Origin of the sequence: Haladaptatus sp. CMAA 1909 (assembly GCF_043952005.1) — an archaeon.
Classification (GTDB): domain Archaea; phylum Halobacteriota; class Halobacteria; order Halobacteriales; family Haladaptataceae; genus Haladaptatus.
On record NZ_JBIOAV010000001.1, the window covers coordinates 736,938 to 755,083 of the forward strand.

Sequence of the window (18,146 nt, forward strand, 5' to 3'; positions counted from 1 at the left end):
GTTGTACGCTATTGACTTATAATTTGGCAGTTCAAACTGCCATTTTGATATTCTAAAATGTCAAGAGAGTGACGAACCAAATCGAGTAAGTATTCCCTCGTGGTGCTACTGCCAATGACACGGCGAAAACGGGGACGCTGGATGAACACGGCGACGGACCCCGTTTTGGAGTTCTTGGACGACCACGACATCGCCGTCCCAATCGGCGTCCTCGACAACGAACTTCAACCGGGCTATCGAACGATAAAACGAGCGTTGGAGGAGTTAGAAGAACGGGAGTTCATCGAGCGCGACGAGAACTATTCGTCTCATTTTCGGATCACCGAGCGAGGCCGGGAGTATCTGATAGGGGAATTAGATGCGAGCGAAAGATAATATCTGCCCACTATTCAGAAGACCTATCAATTGAACGTCCGATCAAGGATACCTTCTCGACAAAGTTCGCGCCCTACAGTCGGTCCATGCTCTTCGACCGCTTGGAACGCCGCCCGTTGGAACTTCTCGCGTGTTTTCGATACTGGAAGGAACTGACGAACAGGAGAAAACTCGCCACGACGGCGTGGCCGGACCCCATGTAGGTCGCGCCCGTGGCGAAGGTCAGTCCGGCGAGAAAAAGCGCCACTAGCGCACAGGACAGCGAGATACGATGCGGTTGTTCGAACAGTTCCGCACGGAGATAGTGACGAGGGGAACGCGAGCGACTCATTGCGGGGTAATTTGTTGTCGAAACGTATTGTTGTTGGCACTCGGAATGTGATGAGCAAAATTCGTTCGTCCATTCCTCACTTTGTCCGTCTGGACTCGCTGGGGTTACGCCGATACACATCACATGCCTGCCGAGGCTCAGGTAAAATGGATACCGCATCGTCATGAAGTGGAGTTCGTCATGTTCTATCGGTATCCGAGTGCTTCGAGTTGCCCCATCACATTCTCGGATTCTTCCTCGTTGAGTTCGTCCTTTGGACGGTCGACTGCCACCGACTCTTGGCTGTTGTTGATTCCAAAGCGGTCGAGAATGACACGCTTTACTTCCAAGATCGATTCTGGACGTTCGATGCCGGACGTCGAGGCACTGACTCCAAGGAATTCGTGGTCCGCTCCGATCATCTGGAAGCCGTGATCAGACACGAGCAGAACATCCACGGGGTCGTAGTCCTCGATGAGCGTGCCGAGAATCCAGTCCAACGTCTCGTAGGCGGTACGCATTTCGTTCGTCCATGCAATCGACCCGACTCGTGGTGGCTGGATTGCAGTCCCAAGAAGGCCGTTCACCCTCTCACAGGCGAGGGTAAGAGCACCGTTCAGGCGGAATGGACGATACCGCGCACGGTGCCCCATCGTATCCGTTATTTGTGTACCGTAAAACAACACATCTTCGACCCCTGTCGTGAGGCTCGGGAGAACGTCGTTCACTTTCCGACGTTCTGACTCAACCCACTGTTCCGGTGGTTTAGGGCCTTCCTCCGACAAGAGGGCTTTTGCCTGAAGGGTCGAATAATCGTCGGGGAGTGCTGGCTGTTTCTTGGTTGGGGACAGTAGCCGGTCAGTGAGTCCGCTTGACGGATATCCAGATAGCATCCACGACCTGCCGTTCTCGACTTGAGCAGGGTATGTGATTGGCATCGTCAACGACCCCACCGAGAGGCCATCATTCATCAACTGCGAGAAGACGGTGTTTTCGAAGTGAGGGGTTAACGATATCTGTCCCTCGGTCCATCCGTCCTCGGTGACGCCGTGCTGTTCTGCCCGAAGTCCCGTGTATATCGACGTCCATGCAGGACCAGTATGAGGGACGTCGTTTCCGGCGAACCGAGATGCCATCGGCTTCATATCGGTCCCCGATGTTTCGAGGAACCGTTGAAGATTGGGCATCCGTCCCTTTTGAGGTAATAGTCGAGGAGACGGGGGCTTGCTCCGTCGGATCCGATTATCAGCAATTCCATTGGGTATTAGATTAGCTTCCAGAATAATGCAATTTTGGGTTACGAACGGCCGAATGTGACACTACACCGGGCTATGAATAGTACCACTTTTCTCCTCCCGATATAGCCCCGAACCGGAATCGTCTACCGTATCGGTGAAGCTAATCCGGTGACACGCGCCATGGGCCGGAGTCGGTGGGTTCTCGCACCCTTTACTGTATGTCGTTGGTGCCCCGCACACACTGGTATCGTCGCAATCGGGTTCGGAGTCCCCAAATTTCCCGAGAGGGAATAGAATGGGATTCATCCCCAATCGTCCCCCACACTTGTCGGACTTGCTTCAAGGATTGCGTCACACTCGGACCATCTCCTTTGTCGCTACATCCAACATTCCTGCTTGCTCCGCCCGCGGGCATGCGACTTGTCTAATTAAAATCCCGCTCGTCCATTCCTCACTTTGTCCGTCTGGACTCGCCGGGAGTCCCGCAAGCGAACGAAGTGAGCGAGGGGGACTACGGCGAGTCCACTGATTGAGTGAACGAAGTGAAGGAAAGAAGTGGACTCGCCGGGATTTGAACCCGGGGCCTCTCCCATGCCAAGGGAGTGATCTACCACTGATCTACGAGCCCTCGTCTGCACTCGCTTCTTCCGTGTGACCATTGATAAACCTCTCGAATTTCGTGCCGCCCCGCGGGGGTGTGACATACCACTCTCGATACGATGGATTTTCTCGGCCGTGAGTACAACGGCTCCGGAGATTCTTTCGTACACCCCTCTGCTCGCTACGAAGTGATGTTGGTATTGCCGTGACTGCAACTACAGACGTCAATGAAACCGCACCGCCACGGCACCGCAACCGCACCGCGACAGCCACGTCCTCCCCAACCGACTCCCTCCCCCGCTTCGCTCCTCCGGTCGTCCCTCGCGCTTGCCAGCAGCCCTCGGATGTGAAATCCTCGGGTTGCTGGCGCACGCGCCCACGGCGATTGGTCGGTATCGCGCGCCGCTGACTTTCGAGGTGGCGTGTGGTAAGGTGCGGTCGCTGTCGTGTGGGGCTTTCGAGGTCTGCTTCGTAGCTGCTGCAATCGTGACCCGGAATCCGCACTGTACTCGTCGTCTCGAACGCGGTACTCGAATGGAAACCCTTTAAGCCACGAAAACAGAACGCGTCTGTAGGGAACGGCACAGCCGCAAATCCGACTCGTCGTGAGATTTCACGGCTCTGGGATTGCGGACGTGCAACGTGACTCATGTCACGACTGGCGGAACCCACCGCCAGCGTCAGCGGCTCGTGCAGTTCCTATCCTCAAACAATGGCACGAATGCACACCCGACGCCGCGGGTCGTCCGGTTCGGACCGACCAGTGGCAGACGAACCACCGGAGTGGAGCGACGTAGATGCCGACGACGTGGAAGACCGCGTCGTCGAACTCGCGGAACAAGGCTACAGCCTGAGCGAAATCGGGGGTAAGCTCCGCGACGAGGGCGTGACCGGAACGCCCGTCCCGAACGTGAAGCTTGCAACGGGCAAGAAAGTAACCGAAATCCTCGAGGAGAACGACGCAGCGAACGAGCTGCCGGAAGACCTCGAGAACCTGATGGTCCGCGCCGTGCGCCTGCGTGAGCACGTCGACGAGAACCCACAGGACAAGCAGAACAAGCGCGCGCTGCAGAACACCGAGTCGAAGGTCCGCCGTCTGGTCAACTACTACCGCGGCGACAAACTCGACGAGGACTTCACGTACACCTACGACAACGCGAAAGAACTCTTCGAATAGATGTCCACGTCCGGTCGAACCGCTTCCGAGGACGCCCGTTCCGCGAGCGACATCGCCGCGACGCTCCGCGACGCCGACTTCGTTCGGCTCGTCGCGCGGGCCGACGGCGACGCGCTCGCATCGAGCGGTCTCCTCGCTCGTGCATGCGCGACCGTCGGGATTCCGTTTCAAGTGAGTGTAACCACCTTGCCCGCCCGACGAGTCGATTCACGTGACGACGAACTCGTCGTCACGGTCGGCGCGAGCGGTGGTGGCATCTCGCTACCCGGTCGCCCGACGAGCATCGTCGCGTTCGACGTCGCGACCGAACTCGGCGGCAAATCCGACCCGGTGCTGGCGCTCGCCGGTGCCGTTGCAGCGGGTTGTTCGCCGGGTACGGACGGGACGGCGCGACTGCTCGAAGCGGCGGACGACCGATTGACGCGACGCCCCGGCGTTTCGACACCGACCGAAGACCTCGCCGACGGACTGGCCCATTCGACGCTTTTCCACGCCGGATTCTCCGGTACCGTGGAGGCGGCACAGGCCGAACTCGCGGAACTCGGCCTACCGGTCGAACTCGACGACGACGCCCATCGACGGGTCGCTTCGCTCGTCGCGCTCTCGGTCGCCGGACCGGGGAACGCGACGCCGCGAGCGGCCGAAACGGTCGAGCGGGCGCTTCGGCCGTACGAGCTTTCGGACGGGCCGTTTGCGACGCTCGGCGGTTACGCCGACGTTCTCGATGCCGTTTCCCGCGAGCAACCGGGGACCGGCATCGCGCTCGCACTGGGTCACGACGCCCGTTCGCCCGCACTCGACGCGTGGCGAACGCACACGAAAACGGCCCACGCGGCGCTTCAGGAAGCGACGACGGGACGCTACGACGGCCTGTTCGTCGCCCGAGCGGACGACGTTCCGGTCGTGACGACGGCGCGACTCCTCGGCGATTTCAGGTCGCCGGAACCGGTCGCGCTGGTCGTCACCGACGACGAAGCCGCCGCGGTGGCCGTCGGTGACCGCGAGACGGATGACTCCACCGTGGACGCCCCCGACATCGGGGACGCCATGGAACGAGCGGGGTCGCGACTCGGCGGCGACGGAACCGGGACCGAACGGCAGGGCTACGCGCGGTTCGACGCGGACGCGAAGGAGTTCCTTTCGGCGTTCCGGGAGGCACTATGAGACGAGCGACGATTCGAACGGAGTTGGCGGATCCAAAGCGTATCGCGGCGGCAGTCGTGCCCGACAACACGCCCGAAATCGACACGAGCGTGGAGGACGGCACGATTGTGACGCACATCGAACGCGAGACGACCGGTGGACTCCGGACGACCATCGACGATTACGTTGTGAACCTCTCGGTGGCAACGAAGGTAGTACAGACGGCAAACCAACACACAAACACGAACTATGAGTGAACGATCAGTCTCGAAGAAGTCACAGGAAAAGCGGTGGTACACCGTCCTCGCTCCCGAGCAGTTCGACCGAGAGGAGCTTGGAACGACCCCCGCAGACGAACCGGACAAGGTGCTCGGACGCACCATCGAAACAACGCTCGGCGAACTGACGAACAACGCCAGCGAGAACAACACGAAGTTGGCCTTCAAGATCAACGACGTGGGTAGCGACGCGGCGTACACGGAGTTTGTTCGACACGAACTCACCCGCGACTACCTCCGCAGCCTCGTCCGCCGCGGTGCCTCGAAGGTCGAGGCGTACGTCACGGTGCTGACCTCGGACGACTACCGCGTCCAGATTCAGCCCGTCGCCTTCACGACGAAGAAGGCGGACCACAGCCAGGAGAAGGCCATCCGCCGCACGATGATCGACATCGTGCAGGAGTCCGCGAAGGACCACACCTTCCAGGACCTCATCGACGGCGTCGTCGAAGGTCGCCTCTCCAGCGCGATCTACGGCGAGGCCAAGACGATTTACCCGCTTCGCCGCGTCGAAATCCAGAAAGCGACGCTGGAAGCCCACCCCGAAGAGGTCGCCGAGGAAGAGGAGACCTCCGTGGACGTGGACGAAGAGGAAGCCGAAGTCTAACGACGACGCTTTGCGTTTCGTTTTTTGAAACCTGACCGACGAGAGACGTCCCTTATTTTTCCTTGACGACGACGACGCCGGACATGCCCGCTTTCTCGTGTGGGATACAGAAGTAGGCGTAGTTTCCGGGCACGGTGAACGTGTGTTCGTACGTTCGCCCTTGGTCGACCGCACCCTTTCCTTGGGTCCACGCGTCGCGTGCCGCCCGTTCGGTGTCGTAGCCACCGGACGCGAAGTAGTCGGCATCGTCCGGAATGCCGTCCTCGTAGGCGGTGACGCTGTGGCGTCGCATGCCGGTGTTCTTCCAGACGACGGTGGTTCCGGCTTTCACCTCGAACTTCGTCGGATGGAACGCCATCGCGCTCATCCCGATGTCGAAGTCGTCGCCCGAGGTGGATCCGGACCCGGATCCCATGTTCATTACGCTCGAACACCCTGCCAAGGTGGCGGATGTCGCGCCGACGACCCCGGCCAAAAACGCTCGGCGGTTCATGGCTCACGTTCGGTCTTCCCGGCGTATATGTCTCTCGAAACGCGGGTCAGCGCGAAACGGCAAACGAAGTCGACTTCGTCCTCAGCAGCGCTCCTCACAGATTCGGTCGATGATTCGACCGGTCGAGAGGAGTTCGCCCTCGTCGGAGTCCAGCGGCGAGGCGCGTCGGACGACGCAGTCGATACCGCGGCGGTCGAGTTCGGCCTCGATGGCGTCGTCGTCGTGGTGCTGGTCGTAGCCCAACACGATGATGTCCGGGTCGAGTTCCTCGATGGGGACGAAGATGTCCTCCGGGTGGCCGACGACCGCGTCGTCCACGACGCCGAGCGCCTCTATCATGTCCCGCCGTTGGCGATTCGGCAGAATCGGCGGTTGCTTGTGCGTTACGTTCTCCCGGCGGGCGATGATGACCGACAGTCGGTCGCCCATCGCCGCGGCGTCGCGGAGGTAGTGGACGTGGCCGGGATGAAGGATGTCGAAGGTTCCCTGTGCGAGTACGTGTGTCACTTGTCTTGCAGCTCCTCGTCGATGTCCGCCTGCGTGAAGTCGAAGAACGATTCCGCCTCGGGGAGTTCCACGTCGAGGACGTCGAGTCGTTGTGGATTCCCCGTCCGGTCGAACGCCTGCCAACTGTTTCGCTCGTAGGGCGCGCCGATGATGATGTGGACCGCCCCCTTCTGGAACGTCCCTAAATCCGTGTCGCTCGGCCTGAGAACGCCGTTCGGGTGTGAGTGTACCGAGCCGACGGCCCTGATGTCGTTGGGGATGGTGCTCGTCTTCACCGTCGCGCTGACGCTGTTCGACTCGGTGCCGGGCATGACGAGCACGTCGGTGATGACGAGACCCTCGCGGCCGAGGCCGAGTTTCCTCGCCTCCTCGCCGCGGAGATAGCCCATGTACTCGTTCGGATGGGCATCGCGGGAGGCTTCGAGGGCGAACGTGAGTGCGCCCTCCGCGATGCCGAGAATTTCGTTCGACCGGAACAGCCGCATGTGATACACTCCGACCGCCCGCGTTCTAAACGTTGCGAAGGGAACGGCGCGTTGTGGGACGATTCCGACTACGGAGCCGTGTTCGCGAACGAGCGGTCGAGAGCGACCCGAAACGAATCGGTTCGCGGCCGGAACGCAGTTGCAAAGCGTTAAAAATAGCGCGGCCGAAAGGACGCACAAGATGAACTCCTCTCAAGACGGTCCCGATGGTGGACCGGATACCCCCGTCGTCTACGAACTCGCGGCGGACTGTACTCTCTCCGATACGTCCGAAGGAGAACTGTATCACGCCGTCGTCAACGGCGTCGTCGATTACGGCGTGTTCGTCGACCTCTCCGACTCCGTCTCCGGTCTCGTTCACGAATCGAATCTCTCTACGTCGTACGACGTCGGCGACGAACTCGTCGTCGAACTCGTCGAAGTCCGGGACAACGGCGACCTGAGTTTCACGCCGGCCGATGCCGACGATGCCGAAACTGTCGCCGTCGCCCACGAGTACGAAGTCGCCGAAACCGGAACACTCTCCGAACAGGTCGGCGACACCGTTCACCTCGAAGGCGAAGTCGTCCAGATAAAACAGACGGGCGGCCCGACGATATTCCACGTGAGCGACCACACGGGCGTCGTCCCCTGTGCCGCCTTCGAGGAAGCGGGCGTTCGCGCGCACCCCGAAATCGATATCGAGGACCTCGTTCACCTCGTCGGCGTCGTCGAGGAACGCGAAGGGTCCCTCCAAGTCGAGGTCACGTCGCTCACCGCGTTGGAGGGCGAGGAAGAGGACGTCGTCCGCGACAGAATCGAGACGGCGCTCGACGAGCGAGCGGAACCGCACGACGTGGAGCCGCTCATCGAATGGCCCGCGCTGGAACAACTGTTCCCCGACCTCCGGGAAATCGCAAAACAGCTCCGCCGTACGGTCCTCGAAAGCCGACCGATTCGCGTTCGTCACCACGCCGACGGCGACGGAATGTGTGCCAGCCTCCCGGTCGAACTCGCGCTCCAGCGGTTCATCGAGGAGACCCACCAAGCGCCCGAGGCGAAGCGTCACCTGTTCAAGCGTCTGCCGAGCAAGGCACCGTTCTACGAGATGGAGGACGTGACCCGCGACCTGAACTTCGCGCTCGAAGATCAGGCCCGACACGGCCAGAAACTCCCGCTCCTGCTCATGCTCGACAACGGGAGCACGGAGGAGGACGTTCCCGCGTACGCGAACCTCGCACACTACGACATCCCGATTCTCGTGGTCGACCACCACCACCCGGATCCGGAAGCGGTGGACCCGTACATCGACGGCCACGTCAATCCGTACCTCTACGACGAGGATTACCGCATCACGACGGGGATGATGTGCGTCGAACTCGCGCGGATGATTTCGCCGGATATCACGGACGAACTACGCCACGTTCCCGCCGTCGCCGGAATCTCCGACCGCTCCAAGGCGGACGCGATGACGAAGTACGTCGAACTCGCCGAATCCGAGGGCTACGACGAGACGTTCCTCTCCGACATGGGCGAAGCGCTCGATTACGGGGCGTTCTGGCTGAAGTACGACCCCGGACGCAACCTCATCAACGACGTGCTCAACGTCGGCTGCGACGACGAGGAACGCCACCGGGAACTCGTCTCGTTCCTCTCGGAGCGCGCCGAGACCGACACCGAACGGCAACTCGACGCCGCGATGCCGCACGTCAAACACGAGCGATTGGCGAGCGAGGCGCACCTCTACCGCGTGGACGTGGAAAACCACGCCTACCGCTTTACCTACCCGCCGCCAGGAAAGACGACCGGTGAAATCCACGACCGGAAGGTACAGGAGACGGGCGAACCCGTCATCACCATCGGCTACGGGCCGGACTTCGCCGTCCTTCGAAGCGACGGCGTCCGCCTCGACATCCCAGAGATGGTCACGGAACTCAACGAGGAAATCGTCGGCGGCGGCGTCAGCGGCGGCGGCCACCTCGTCGTCGGTAGCATCAAGTTCGTCAAGGGAATGCGCGAGCAGGTTCTCGACGCCCTCGTCGAAAAGATGGCCGACGCGGAACTCGACGAGGACCTCCAGAGCACGACGGTCGGACACCAGCAGGACGACTGACGCTTTCGACGGTCAGCGTTCGAACCGAATCTCACGTTTTGCGACCCAAAGCGCACCAGCGACGCCGACGGCGACGAATCCGACGAGGCCGATGGGGAACGTGTTTTCGTTCGTTCCCCAGTCCGCACCGAACACGCGGGTGTAGTATGCACCGGCCGCATCGCCGTGGAGGACGACGGCGACTTCCCGGTTCTCGCGGGCGGAGTGATTGTTCCAGTTGAGACTGCCGACGACGACGTGACGTTCGTCCACGACGACGCCTTTGGCGTGAATCTTCTCGTACCCGTCCGGCCGGGCGAGTTTCGCTTGCAACGGGAGGCCCTCCGCATCGGCGCGCTCGTTCAGCCAATCCACGACTCGCCGGTTATCCTCGCTGACGTACCACGCGCTACTGAGCAGGATTCGAACCTCGACGCCGCGACGGGCGGCGGCCAACGTCGCGCGGACGAACGGTTGGTCGATGCCGCCAGCCGTCATCTGCTGGACGGAAATCGAGTCGTTCGCCGAGCGGAGGAGCGAGAGGACGCCCGATTCGGCGTTATCCGGTGCGGTGAGCACGTCCACCGAATCGACGGACACACGCTTCGCGGGAAATCGCGTCGGATAGTTCTCGTTCGCGGGCGTCACCGGATTGAATGTCCGTCCCCTCCGAAAATCCGCCCACGAAACCGTGTCGTTCCACGACGTGTCGGCGACGAACACCTCGCGGAGGTCGGTTGCGGCGTCGCCACCGACGACGACGCCCCACCCGCGACTGGCGTGACCGCCGACGCCCGCCGGTTTCCAGTTTTCCGTCATCACGACCGCCTCGTCGTCCGCGATGGCGTACTTCGCGTGATGGAAGTCGTATCGTCCCCGTTCTCCGCCGATCACTTCGACGGTGACGCCGTTTTCGGCGAGTCCATCGAGAACCGTCGCCTCGCGGGTCGAGATGCCGCCGACCGGCGCGTCGTCGACGACGACGTGGACGTTCACACCCCGATTTTTCGCCGCGACGAGCAGGTCAGCGATGCGACGGGAGGTGAACGAGTATCCGGCGAGGAGGATGCGACGGTTCGCGTTCCGAAGCGTTTCGGCCGGGACTTCGGGGTCGTCCGGGAGTACGAACACCCGAGCGCTCGTGGCCCCCGACCGGGAGATGGAGAAGTTCGTCGCGCCCAGCGGTCGCCACTCCTCGGCATTCGGTCGCCAGTACTCGCCCTCCGGGGCATCGACGTAGCGAACCGAATCCACGCGCCCCCGCGTGGAGTTCGGTTCGGTAGCTTCGCCACTCTCATGGATTTCGACGGTCGTTTCTCGTCGCAACGTGATCGTCTCGCCCGAGTTCGCGAGCGAGAGGTTCGAAAGGGGAAGGGTACGAAGCGGAGTGAGGGACTTGGTACGGTTCGGTGCCGTGGAGAACGCGACCCGTCCCGAGACGGGTCGCGCGGGCAGGCGAGCGGTCGATTCGTCGTCGGAAAGCGTCCACCCCGAGAGGTTCGTCTCGTGCGGGAACGAGACGACGACGAACTCGCCGACGTCGTCCATCGCCACGGGGTTCGGATAGACGGCGACGATGGTCGGCAAGCGGGTCGATGGCGGCGCGGACGGTGCCGATTCTGGGGGTGTTCTCGCCGTCCGAATCGGGGCTGCTGGCGTCGCCGACGCTGGGACGGAGGCGAGTACCAAGAGGGCCGCGAACGCGACTTTGGCGAACACGGGAGGTTCTGGTTTCGTCTTCCAATATAAACGCTCGGAGCGGTGGATTTTTGTCCGCTACCTTCGCCCTACCAGTATGGTCGACGTTCCGATTATACTCGAACTGGCGGGCTATGCGTTGGGTGCTGTCGGCGCGGTTCTCGTCTTCTTCGAGTTCTTCCAGATACCGAACTACATCGAGTACGACCCGGACTACAACGATTACACCCTCGATATCTCTCCGATGGAGGTAAAACAGCACACGTGGATCGGGCGCGTCGGCGCGTTCTGCATCGCCGTCGCGTTCGCACTGGAGTTCTTCGCGACGTTCCTCGCTCAGTGAGTGGGGTGGACGATTTCCGCACAGGACGGGCATTCGGCGAACCGTTCCTGCCCTTCGTTGGTGTCGTACTCTATCAGAAGATAGCCACTGGTAATGGTTCCTCCACAGTTCGGACACGTCCCAATCCGGGCAGATTTGGTCGCCATGAACCTCTCGGTCCAAAAACGGGTTCAGGATACTTCGTTATTGACCGATTACGCGCCGGCAAGGGATGCTTACCGGGCGACTACAGCGCCTTCTCGGCCTCGCTCTGGACGAGATATGCGCGGTCGTCGGAGTACTCTCGGACCGAATCGAGCGCGCTTTCGGTGCCGATCTGGTTCAGCGCCCACGCGGCGCTCGCGCGAACGGAATCGTTCTCGTCGTTTTCGAGCGTGTCCGAGAGCGGTTCGATGGCTCGCGTGTCGCCGATGCGACCCAGTGCGCGTGCGGCGTAGCTTCGGACGTCCGGGTCGTCGGCGACGAGTTGATCAGCGACTTCCTGTGTCACCTCGTCGCTTCCGATTTCGCCGAGCGCCTTGATGACCGTCTTCGCCATTCCGGGGTCGGCGTCGACGTAATCGATGATGGTGTCGATGGCGTCCTCGCTGCCGGTCTTGCCGAGGATACTGATGGCGTCCTTGTCGCGGCGCTGGGCGCGCTGGAGCATGGGTTCGACCGCGTCCTCGTTGCCCATCCGTTCGAGCGACTCCAGGCAGTGACGTTCCATGAAGTTCGACTGGAGGGAATCGAGCGCGAGGAGGACCATGTCGACGCGGTCGCGTTTCTCCCATACCTTGAGCGCGCCCCACTCCGGTGGGTAGTCCTTGCGGTGGTTGAGTACGTCGTAATATCCCTCGGCTTCGAGCTGTTCACGGGTGGACAGGTCGCTCCACTCTTCGGCATCGTCGATGCCGGATTTGAGTTCCTCGGTCGCTTCGACGAGCGTTTCGATGGTGTCCGCGTCCTCGTCCGGGTCGAGGTCCGCGTCGCCGATGGCGGTCGCCGCGGTTTCGAGGATTTCGGCGAGGTCGTCCGCGTTGCGCGAGAGCGTCACGCTGAAATCCGTTTCGAGCGTTTCCTGTACGGTCTCGGCGAAGGATTCGACGACGGTGACGAGTTCCTCGCTCCCGTCGTCGGTCCATCGCGTGTCCGTGATGGTCGAAGCGGCGTCCTCGACGTCGCTGATGACGTCTTCGGCGTACGGGCCGCGCTGATCTTCGAGTTCGTCACGGAGGTCCGAGAGGTGCGTCTCCAGTTCCTCGCGCGGGTCCTCCGCGTCCTCGTCGTCCTCGTCCGGTTCGGGAAGGTCGGCGCTTTCGAGCAGCCCTTCGATCTTGTCGAGTTGCGCCTCGACGACGTCGAGTTCGGCTTCCGTGTCCGCCGCTTCGAGTTCGGCTTCCGCGCTTTCGAGTTGCTCCTCGATGGTCTCCGCACTCACGAGTTCCGTCTCCTCTTCGGCTTCCGCGTCGGAGTCCTGTGTCTCCTCGGCGTCTTCGTCGCTCATGCGTCCACCCCCGGCTGTGCCGTTGCTCTCATATGCGAAAAATTCGGACCGTAGCCATCAAGAGCGTTTCCCTTCTGTCGTCTTCGTCGGGGTCGGCTTTCCCTCCGTCTCGCGCCAGTAAAACCCCGGCGCGAGGACGAGATAGGCCAGCGCGAGCGTCAACAGGGCGTACGGGAACGCCCGGCCCTTGAAACTCGGAACGAGAACGGCGAGCGAGTGGACGACGCCCATGATGAGCGCGTCGCGGGCCAACAGGTCGGGGTAGGTTATCGTCGAGACCATCAGGCCGGCGAGGAGGTAGGTGAGTACCACGACGACCATCGGGTCGGTGAATCCCGCGAGGACGCCGGCGGCGAGGACGACGGACGCGAGCGTCGTCGGAATCCCCTCGGTCACGTCGTTGTCGGTGTCGTAGGCGGTGTACAGCCCGAGCCTGACGATGGCCATGGCGACAAAGAGCGCCCCGCCGAGCGTCGCGATCGTCACGCGGAGCGAATCGTAGCCCCACGTTTGTCGCACGACGGCGACGACCAGCATCGCGGGTGCGACGGAGAACGAGGCGACGTCGGCCAGCGAATCCAGATACGGTCCCGCCGCGGAACTGCCGACGTGACGGGCCAACACCCCGTCGAGTCCGTCGGCCACCGCCGCGAGTAGAATGAGGCGCGCGGCCAGTCTCGGGGTCGTGGTGGCGACCGAAACCGCCAGAAAGCCGAGCGCGGCGTTCGATACCGTCACCGCGTCGGCGAGCGAAAGCCGACCCACGAACCGGGGTTTCATACTCGGCGGGTAGTGCGACCGCGAGTGATACCTCTTTTGAAATCACCCCGACTCGTCGGAGAACGGAACGGTCAACCTATCGACGTGTTCCTTACCACTCGACCAACTCTCGAATCCGGTCGAACGCGGCGCTCTCGCGCTCGCCGCCACACGTCCGCGCGACCTCCTCGAAGTAGTCCAATCGGGTTCGGAGTTCCGAGGAGTCGTAGCCCTCGACGCCCAACCGGGACGCCGCAACCGTGGCTTCCACGACCGCAGCGAACCCGCGATTGGTCAACGGAACCCGCCGTTTGCGAACCTCGGATTCGACCGGCGTCAATTCCCACTCCTCCCAGCGTGTTCCGTCCGTTTCCCCCGCACCAACTTGCTCGGCCTCTATTTCGACCCACGCGTCCGCGGAGTCGAGTACCGATTCCGCTTCCTCCCGAATCGAGAGTGCGGCCTCCGCGAAATCCACGGGGTCGCGGGTAAACTGGACGACGCCGCCGCCCCGTCGGTGGAAGTTCCGCCGAGTTCGGGTGTTTCCCCACGTTCGGGCCGTTATCGGGTCGTCGTCACGGCCGTCTCCGGCGTGAAGTCCGAGAACGGCAACGTTCCACAAACCGTTCGGGCCGAGCGTCGTGACGACTGATTCGGTCACGCCCCGCAGTTCGACCGGCCAATCGGCGTGCGTCACGGCGAGATACCCCGCTCCAGCGCGATGAACAGGCCGCCAGCCACGATGTCCGCGGTCGTGCCGGGGTTGATCCCCTCCTCGACCAGGGAGTCCGCGAACGCCGTGACGAGTTCCGGGTTCCCTTCCCGCGCCTCCTGTAATGCCTCCTGTGCCCGGACGAGGACGCTCTCCGCGACCTTGTTTCCGTGTCGCTTCGCCACGAAGGTGTCCGGTTCGCGGGCGAGGAATTCCAGGTACACTTGCGCCGCGCGCGCCGAGATGCCGCCGTCCAATTCCGCGATTCGGTCGCTGGCTTCGAAGGTTCGTTCGAACCCGTTCGCCCACTCGCGGGCGACACCGTCGACGTCCTCGCTGAGTTCCATCACGTCGTAGAGCGTGAGACTCCCCTCCCGGAGGGCGGAAATCGCGTCACTTCCGCGGCGAACGTCCAGTCCGTCCATCCCCTCCGGCGGGTCGGAGACGGCCACATCGACGTGTTCGAACGCGCGATAGAAGCCTTCCGCGTCCTCGACCGTCGTCGTCTCCACGACCTCCGTCACGCCCTCCGGTGACAACTCGTCGGCCTTCACCAACGGAACCAACAACAGCAACGCGCCGAACTGCGTGTTGCCGCCCTCCTGCTGGCTCATACCTTCGACAGCCTCCTCGAACGCCTCGCCGACGGGCGTCCCCTTCTCGGCCGCTCTGAGTCCCGCCCCGGACCCGATTGCACCGGCGAGGAAGTGTTCGAAGCGCAAATCGGGAAAATCCCGGTCGCGGTCCACGTTTCCGGGTTTGGGCGTCCCGGCGACTTCCAACAGCAGCGCGAGTTGCGCGTGTTCCGCGGGCGTCATGCCACCACCTCCGCGAACCAATCGTCGGCCGCACGGCGGACACGGGAGAGCACCTCTGGGTCGTCGCTCGGCCGTCCGATGCTCACCGCGTCCGCTCCGTAGTCGAGGTACTCGGCGACCGTCGCCCCGTCGCGGACGCCGTTGTTCGCCACGAGGAAACAGTCGGTGGCGTCCGCGACGTCCGCCACGACGTGTTCCGAGTCCATCGCATCGATGTGAACGATTTCCGCGCCCGCCGCGACGACCTGTCGTGCAACCTCGGGCAGATTCACGCCGGGAACTTCGGTTCGGACCTTGACGCTCACGGTCGCTCCCGCGTCGGCCGCAGTACTGACCTGCCGGCGGAGGTGGTCCGGATTCCGAAGGAGAGATTGTCCGGCACCGACCGCACACATCTCCTCCTGTCGGCAGTGTGCGTTGAGCTCCAGCATCGCGTCGTGGCGCGAACACACCCCCGCCGCTTCCCGAATTGGTGGCAGAGTGGCGGAACGAACGTTGATGCCGGGACGAATCGGAGCGTCCGCGAGCATGGCGAGTTGCTCGTCCACGAACGCGACGGGATCGTCCGGCAGGAACTCGTTTCGCTCGCGCGACACCAACTGCCGGGCCGCATCCCTCGTCCCCTCGTCCAGCGCGATGCCGCCCAGAAACGCCGCACCGACGTGTTCGGACGCGGTTCGCGCCCAATCCGCGTCGGATTCCCCGCTGAGGCTGGCGACCGCGACCCGTGGTTCGAACATCACGCCGCCTCCAGCGCGTCGCTCACGGCGCGGGCGACGCGCGACGCGTCCTCCGCGTCGTCCATCTTCGTGTCCGTTCGAACCGTCGGGCGGTCGAGCGACGTTCCGTCCTCCTCGTCCAAAACGAAAGCGTCCACGAACGGATACGCCTCCGCCACGCCCGCCGTGCTCGGTCGATAGCCGACCGCGTCCATCAGTTTCGCCGCCGGCCCCGAGAACACGCGGTCCTCGACGAACGGCGAAACGGCGATGACCGTGGTCGATTCGAGCGTCTCGCGGAAGGCGTCCATGGCGAGCATCGGGCCGATACTCGTCACCGGGTTCGACGGGCCGATGACGACGGGGTCGTCCGCCAGCGCGTCGAGCGCGGTGGCCGACGGTCGTGCCTCCTCCCCGCCACGGAACTCCACGTTCGTGACTTCGGGTTCGCCGCCGCGTGCGACCCAGAACTCCTGAAAGTGCATCTCCCCGTCGGGTGTGTGGATGATGCTCGCGACGGGGTCGTCGCTCATCGGGACGACGTCCATCGGCGAGTCGAACGCGTCAGCCAGAATTCGCGTCGCCTCGGTGAGCGTCTTCCCCTCGTCCAGCAACCCCGTCCGAGTGACGTGAACCGCCCGGTCGCGGTCGCCGAGGAGCATGAACTCCGCGACGCCCGAAAATCGCCGCCAGCGGGCGATGTCCCGACCCGCTGTCTGCCGGTCGTCCGGGAGATATCGCGGCCCGTCGGCGAGGTCCGCCGACTCCGCGAGACGGAGGAGTTCGTCGTGCGTCGCCGTCGTGTCGTCCGCGATTCCCCACCACATCTCGCGGTCGAGGACGCCCCCTTGCTGGAACAGCACCGTATCGATGTCGGGGCAGACGAGGAGTCCCCCGAGTTCGACGTCGTCCCCCGTGTTGCCGACGACGGTCGTCTCGCCGTGCGGGAAAACCGACCCGGACCCGTCCAACAGTTTGGGGGTCCCGGTTCCTCCAGAGAGAAACGTGACCATGCTTCGGATTCCTTCGAGAGAGGGCATAAAGCCTCGTCCTTCGGTTTTTATACCATGGCGGGCAACGTTCTCGCAATGAAGACTATCAAGGACAGCGTTCACGACCACATCGAGGTCGATGGCGTCGCGAGCGATCTCCTCGATACGCACGCGGTTCAGCGACTCCGACATATCACGCAACTCGGAACGGCCCGTCTCGTCTATCCCTCCGCGAACCACACGCGATTCGAACACAGTCTCGGCGTCTACCACCTCGCCCGTCAAGCCCTCACCAACCTCGGTATCGAGGGGGTGCAAGCGGAGCGCGTTCGCGCGGCCGCCCTCCTCCACGACATCGGCCACTCGCCGTACAGCCACACCATCGAGGACCTCATCCATCGCCGGACGGGGAAGTACCACGACGACGTGTACGACCTCCTCGCGGAATCGGAGGTCGGCGACATCCTCCGCGACCACGCTCTGGACACGGACACCATCGCCGGACTCATCGCGGGTGAGGGCGAACTCGGCCAGGTCGTCTCCGGCGAACTCGACGTGGACCGGATGGACTACCTCGTCCGCGACGCCCACCACACCGGGGTTCCGTACGGCACCATTGACCACGAGCGACTGACGCACGAATTGACGTTCTTCGACGGCAAACTCGTCCTCGCCGAGGGGAACGTCCAAACCGCGGAGAGTCTCCTCGTCGCCCGTGCGCTGATGAACCCGACGGTGTACAACCACCACGTCACGCGAATCAGCAAGTCGATGCTCCAGCGGGCGAGCGAACGGCTCCTCGACTCGCCGGACATCGACGCCGAACGGTTGCGACGAATGGACGATCACGACCTGCTCGTCGCCCTCCGGACGAACCCTGAAACCGCCGAACTCGCCCGACGATTGTCGGACCGCGACCTCTACAAGCGCGCCGTGTGGGCCGAGATGGTGGACGTTTCGGACGACATCATCGACGCGGACCACGACACCGTCCGCGAGTACGAAGACGACATCGCGGAGTGCGCCGACGTGGATTCGGAACTCGTCACGCTCGACGTTCCGAGCCGCCCGACGATGACCGAGTCGTCGTCGCGCGTCGTCGTCAACGGCGAGATTCGCCCGCTCGCAAAGCAATCGACGCTGGTGCGAGCGCTGCAGCAAGTCCAACGCGACCAGTGGCGACTCGGAGTGTACACGTCGGCCGAGGAGACGGACGCGGTCGGACGGGCGGCCGAACGCGTCCTCGGGTTGGAAACTGACGGTGCGCTCGTCAACGACATCCGAACCGGCGTTCGGACGACGCTGACCGATTTCGAGGAAGAAGAGGAGTAGAGG

At 63.0% G+C, this 18,146-nt stretch carries 21 protein-coding genes and 1 tRNA gene; 8 read left to right on the forward strand and 14 right to left on the reverse strand.

The features are described from left to right. The first annotated feature begins 114 nt into the window (after positions 1 to 114). Entirely contained in the window at positions 115 to 375 is a 261-nt protein-coding gene (locus ACGYLY_RS04030) for an ArsR family transcriptional regulator (RefSeq protein WP_395282867.1), read from the forward strand. A gap of 73 nt (positions 376 to 448) precedes the next feature. Here the strand turns inward: ACGYLY_RS04030 and ACGYLY_RS04035 are convergent, their stop codons facing one another. From ACGYLY_RS04035 to ACGYLY_RS04045, 3 genes are all read right to left on the reverse strand, one after another. Further along, on the reverse strand, positions 449 to 706 hold the full coding sequence (locus ACGYLY_RS04035) for a hypothetical protein (RefSeq protein WP_395282866.1): 258 nt from the start codon (positions 704 to 706) through the stop codon (positions 449 to 451). Between the two features lie 185 nt (positions 707 to 891). Continuing rightward, entirely contained in the window at positions 892 to 1,998 is a 1,107-nt protein-coding gene (locus ACGYLY_RS04040) for an alkaline phosphatase family protein (protein WP_395291253.1), read from the reverse strand. A gap of 481 nt (positions 1,999 to 2,479) precedes the next feature. Then, positions 2,480 to 2,551 (reverse strand) — tRNA-Ala (locus ACGYLY_RS04045). Between the two features lie 684 nt (positions 2,552 to 3,235). Here ACGYLY_RS04045 and ACGYLY_RS04050 point away from each other — a divergent pair. From ACGYLY_RS04050 to ACGYLY_RS04065, 4 genes are read left to right on the forward strand one after another with little or no spacing between them, the layout of a single operon-like run. Further along, a complete protein-coding gene (locus tag ACGYLY_RS04050) occupies positions 3,236 to 3,700 on the forward strand; it encodes a 30S ribosomal protein S15 (RefSeq protein ID WP_395284159.1) in 465 nt (154 codons plus the stop codon). Next, a complete protein-coding gene (locus ACGYLY_RS04055) occupies positions 3,701 to 4,864 on the forward strand; it encodes a DHH family phosphoesterase (protein WP_395282865.1) in 1,164 nt (387 codons plus the stop codon). It abuts the gene before it with no gap. Continuing rightward, positions 4,861 to 5,100 (forward strand): KEOPS complex subunit Pcc1, encoded by a 240-nt coding sequence (locus ACGYLY_RS04060; protein ID WP_395282864.1) that lies wholly within the window; start codon positions 4,861 to 4,863, stop codon positions 5,098 to 5,100. The genes ACGYLY_RS04055 and ACGYLY_RS04060 overlap by 4 nt, the downstream gene beginning before the upstream one ends. After that, positions 5,093 to 5,728: a 30S ribosomal protein S3ae gene (locus ACGYLY_RS04065; protein ID WP_395282863.1), complete on the forward strand. Its 636-nt coding sequence runs from the start codon at positions 5,093 to 5,095 to the stop codon at positions 5,726 to 5,728. Before ACGYLY_RS04060 ends, ACGYLY_RS04065 begins: the two co-directional genes overlap by 8 nt. Before the next feature lie 52 nt (positions 5,729 to 5,780). Here ACGYLY_RS04065 and ACGYLY_RS04070 read toward each other — a convergent pair whose 3' ends face one another. The 3 genes from ACGYLY_RS04070 to ACGYLY_RS04080 form a co-directional block, all read right to left on the reverse strand. Further along, positions 5,781 to 6,221 (reverse strand): plastocyanin/azurin family copper-binding protein, encoded by a 441-nt coding sequence (locus ACGYLY_RS04070; RefSeq protein ID WP_395282862.1) that lies wholly within the window; start codon positions 6,219 to 6,221, stop codon positions 5,781 to 5,783. A gap of 81 nt (positions 6,222 to 6,302) precedes the next feature. Then, positions 6,303 to 6,728 (reverse strand): FAD synthase, encoded by a 426-nt coding sequence (locus ACGYLY_RS04075; protein WP_231182919.1) that lies wholly within the window; start codon positions 6,726 to 6,728, stop codon positions 6,303 to 6,305. Next, positions 6,725 to 7,213 (reverse strand): Mov34/MPN/PAD-1 family protein, encoded by a 489-nt coding sequence (locus ACGYLY_RS04080; protein ID WP_395282861.1) that lies wholly within the window; start codon positions 7,211 to 7,213, stop codon positions 6,725 to 6,727. The genes ACGYLY_RS04075 and ACGYLY_RS04080 overlap by 4 nt, the downstream gene beginning before the upstream one ends. Before the next feature lie 181 nt (positions 7,214 to 7,394). Here ACGYLY_RS04080 and ACGYLY_RS04085 point away from each other — a divergent pair, with 181 nt between their 5' ends. Then, positions 7,395 to 9,305 carry a DHH family phosphoesterase gene (locus ACGYLY_RS04085; protein ID WP_395282860.1) on the forward strand — a complete coding sequence of 637 codons (1,911 nt, stop codon included), beginning with the start codon at positions 7,395 to 7,397 and terminating at the stop codon, positions 9,303 to 9,305. A 12-nt stretch (positions 9,306 to 9,317) separates the two neighbouring features. Here the strand turns inward: ACGYLY_RS04085 and ACGYLY_RS04090 are convergent, their stop codons facing one another. Further along, entirely contained in the window at positions 9,318 to 11,003 is a 1,686-nt protein-coding gene (locus ACGYLY_RS04090) for a phosphatidylserine/phosphatidylglycerophosphate/cardiolipin synthase family protein (RefSeq protein WP_395282859.1), read from the reverse strand. A gap of 76 nt (positions 11,004 to 11,079) precedes the next feature. On the opposite strand from ACGYLY_RS04090, the gene ACGYLY_RS04095 reads away from it, so the two are divergent. After that, entirely contained in the window at positions 11,080 to 11,325 is a 246-nt protein-coding gene (locus tag ACGYLY_RS04095; RefSeq protein WP_231182923.1) for a hypothetical protein, read from the forward strand. On the opposite strand, the gene ACGYLY_RS04100 is transcribed toward ACGYLY_RS04095, so the two are convergent. From ACGYLY_RS04100 to cofD, 7 genes are all read right to left on the reverse strand, one after another. After that, on the reverse strand, positions 11,319 to 11,471 hold the full coding sequence (locus ACGYLY_RS04100) for a hypothetical protein (RefSeq protein WP_395282858.1): 153 nt from the start codon (positions 11,469 to 11,471) through the stop codon (positions 11,319 to 11,321). The two genes, ACGYLY_RS04095 and ACGYLY_RS04100, sit on opposite strands and share 7 nt — an antisense overlap. 80 nt (positions 11,472 to 11,551) lie before the next feature. After that, positions 11,552 to 12,811, reverse strand: a complete 1,260-nt coding sequence (locus ACGYLY_RS04105) for a HEAT repeat domain-containing protein (RefSeq protein ID WP_395282857.1) — start codon at positions 12,809 to 12,811, stop codon at positions 11,552 to 11,554. 57 nt (positions 12,812 to 12,868) lie between these two features. After that, entirely contained in the window at positions 12,869 to 13,591 is a 723-nt protein-coding gene (locus tag ACGYLY_RS04110; RefSeq protein WP_395282856.1) for a protein sorting system archaetidylserine synthase, read from the reverse strand. Between the two features lie 91 nt (positions 13,592 to 13,682). Continuing rightward, a complete protein-coding gene (locus ACGYLY_RS04115; RefSeq protein WP_395282855.1) occupies positions 13,683 to 14,267 on the reverse strand; it encodes a DUF447 domain-containing protein in 585 nt (194 codons plus the stop codon). After that, positions 14,264 to 15,100 carry a triphosphoribosyl-dephospho-CoA synthase gene (locus ACGYLY_RS04120; protein ID WP_395282854.1) on the reverse strand — a complete coding sequence of 279 codons (837 nt, stop codon included), beginning with the start codon at positions 15,098 to 15,100 and terminating at the stop codon, positions 14,264 to 14,266. Before ACGYLY_RS04120 ends, ACGYLY_RS04115 begins: the two co-directional genes overlap by 4 nt. Beyond that, positions 15,097 to 15,840 carry a tRNA-dihydrouridine synthase gene (locus tag ACGYLY_RS04125; protein ID WP_395282853.1) on the reverse strand — a complete coding sequence of 248 codons (744 nt, stop codon included), beginning with the start codon at positions 15,838 to 15,840 and terminating at the stop codon, positions 15,097 to 15,099. The genes ACGYLY_RS04120 and ACGYLY_RS04125 overlap by 4 nt, the downstream gene beginning before the upstream one ends. Next, a complete protein-coding gene (cofD, locus tag ACGYLY_RS04130) occupies positions 15,840 to 16,832 on the reverse strand; it encodes a 2-phospho-L-lactate transferase (protein ID WP_395284158.1) in 993 nt (330 codons plus the stop codon). The genes ACGYLY_RS04125 and cofD overlap by 1 nt, the downstream gene beginning before the upstream one ends. Before the next feature lie 75 nt (positions 16,833 to 16,907). Between cofD and ACGYLY_RS04135 the strand changes: the two genes are divergently transcribed. Further along, entirely contained in the window at positions 16,908 to 18,143 is a 1,236-nt protein-coding gene (locus ACGYLY_RS04135; protein WP_395284157.1) for an HD domain-containing protein, read from the forward strand. Positions 18,144 to 18,146 lie beyond the last annotated feature (3 nt).

What these genes read in the sequence shown, in the direction of transcription:
- ACGYLY_RS04030 (WP_395282867.1), top strand. Translation starts at nt 115, where the DNA reads ATGACACGGCGAAAACGGGGACGCTGGATGAACACGGCGACGGACCCC.
- ACGYLY_RS04035 (WP_395282866.1), bottom strand. Translation starts at nt 706, where the DNA reads ATGAGTCGCTCGCGTTCCCCTCGTCACTATCTCCGTGCGGAACTGTTC.
- ACGYLY_RS04050 (WP_395284159.1), top strand. Translation starts at nt 3,236, where the DNA reads ATGGCACGAATGCACACCCGACGCCGCGGGTCGTCCGGTTCGGACCGA.
- ACGYLY_RS04055 (WP_395282865.1), top strand. Translation starts at nt 3,701, where the DNA reads ATGTCCACGTCCGGTCGAACCGCTTCCGAGGACGCCCGTTCCGCGAGC.
- ACGYLY_RS04060 (WP_395282864.1), top strand. Translation starts at nt 4,861, where the DNA reads ATGAGACGAGCGACGATTCGAACGGAGTTGGCGGATCCAAAGCGTATC.
- ACGYLY_RS04065 (WP_395282863.1), top strand. Translation starts at nt 5,093, where the DNA reads ATGAGTGAACGATCAGTCTCGAAGAAGTCACAGGAAAAGCGGTGGTAC.
- ACGYLY_RS04070 (WP_395282862.1), bottom strand. Translation starts at nt 6,221, where the DNA reads ATGAACCGCCGAGCGTTTTTGGCCGGGGTCGTCGGCGCGACATCCGCC.
- ACGYLY_RS04080 (WP_395282861.1), bottom strand. Translation starts at nt 7,213, where the DNA reads ATGCGGCTGTTCCGGTCGAACGAAATTCTCGGCATCGCGGAGGGCGCA.
- ACGYLY_RS04085 (WP_395282860.1), top strand. Translation starts at nt 7,395, where the DNA reads ATGAACTCCTCTCAAGACGGTCCCGATGGTGGACCGGATACCCCCGTC.
- ACGYLY_RS04095 (WP_231182923.1), top strand. Translation starts at nt 11,080, where the DNA reads ATGGTCGACGTTCCGATTATACTCGAACTGGCGGGCTATGCGTTGGGT.
- ACGYLY_RS04100 (WP_395282858.1), bottom strand. Translation starts at nt 11,471, where the DNA reads ATGGCGACCAAATCTGCCCGGATTGGGACGTGTCCGAACTGTGGAGGA.
- ACGYLY_RS04105 (WP_395282857.1), bottom strand. Translation starts at nt 12,811, where the DNA reads ATGAGCGACGAAGACGCCGAGGAGACACAGGACTCCGACGCGGAAGCC.
- ACGYLY_RS04110 (WP_395282856.1), bottom strand. Translation starts at nt 13,591, where the DNA reads ATGAAACCCCGGTTCGTGGGTCGGCTTTCGCTCGCCGACGCGGTGACG.
- ACGYLY_RS04120 (WP_395282854.1), bottom strand. Translation starts at nt 15,100, where the DNA reads ATGACGCCCGCGGAACACGCGCAACTCGCGCTGCTGTTGGAAGTCGCC.
- ACGYLY_RS04125 (WP_395282853.1), bottom strand. Translation starts at nt 15,840, where the DNA reads ATGTTCGAACCACGGGTCGCGGTCGCCAGCCTCAGCGGGGAATCCGAC.
- cofD (WP_395284158.1), bottom strand. Translation starts at nt 16,832, where the DNA reads ATGGTCACGTTTCTCTCTGGAGGAACCGGGACCCCCAAACTGTTGGAC.
- ACGYLY_RS04135 (WP_395284157.1), top strand. Translation starts at nt 16,908, where the DNA reads ATGAAGACTATCAAGGACAGCGTTCACGACCACATCGAGGTCGATGGC.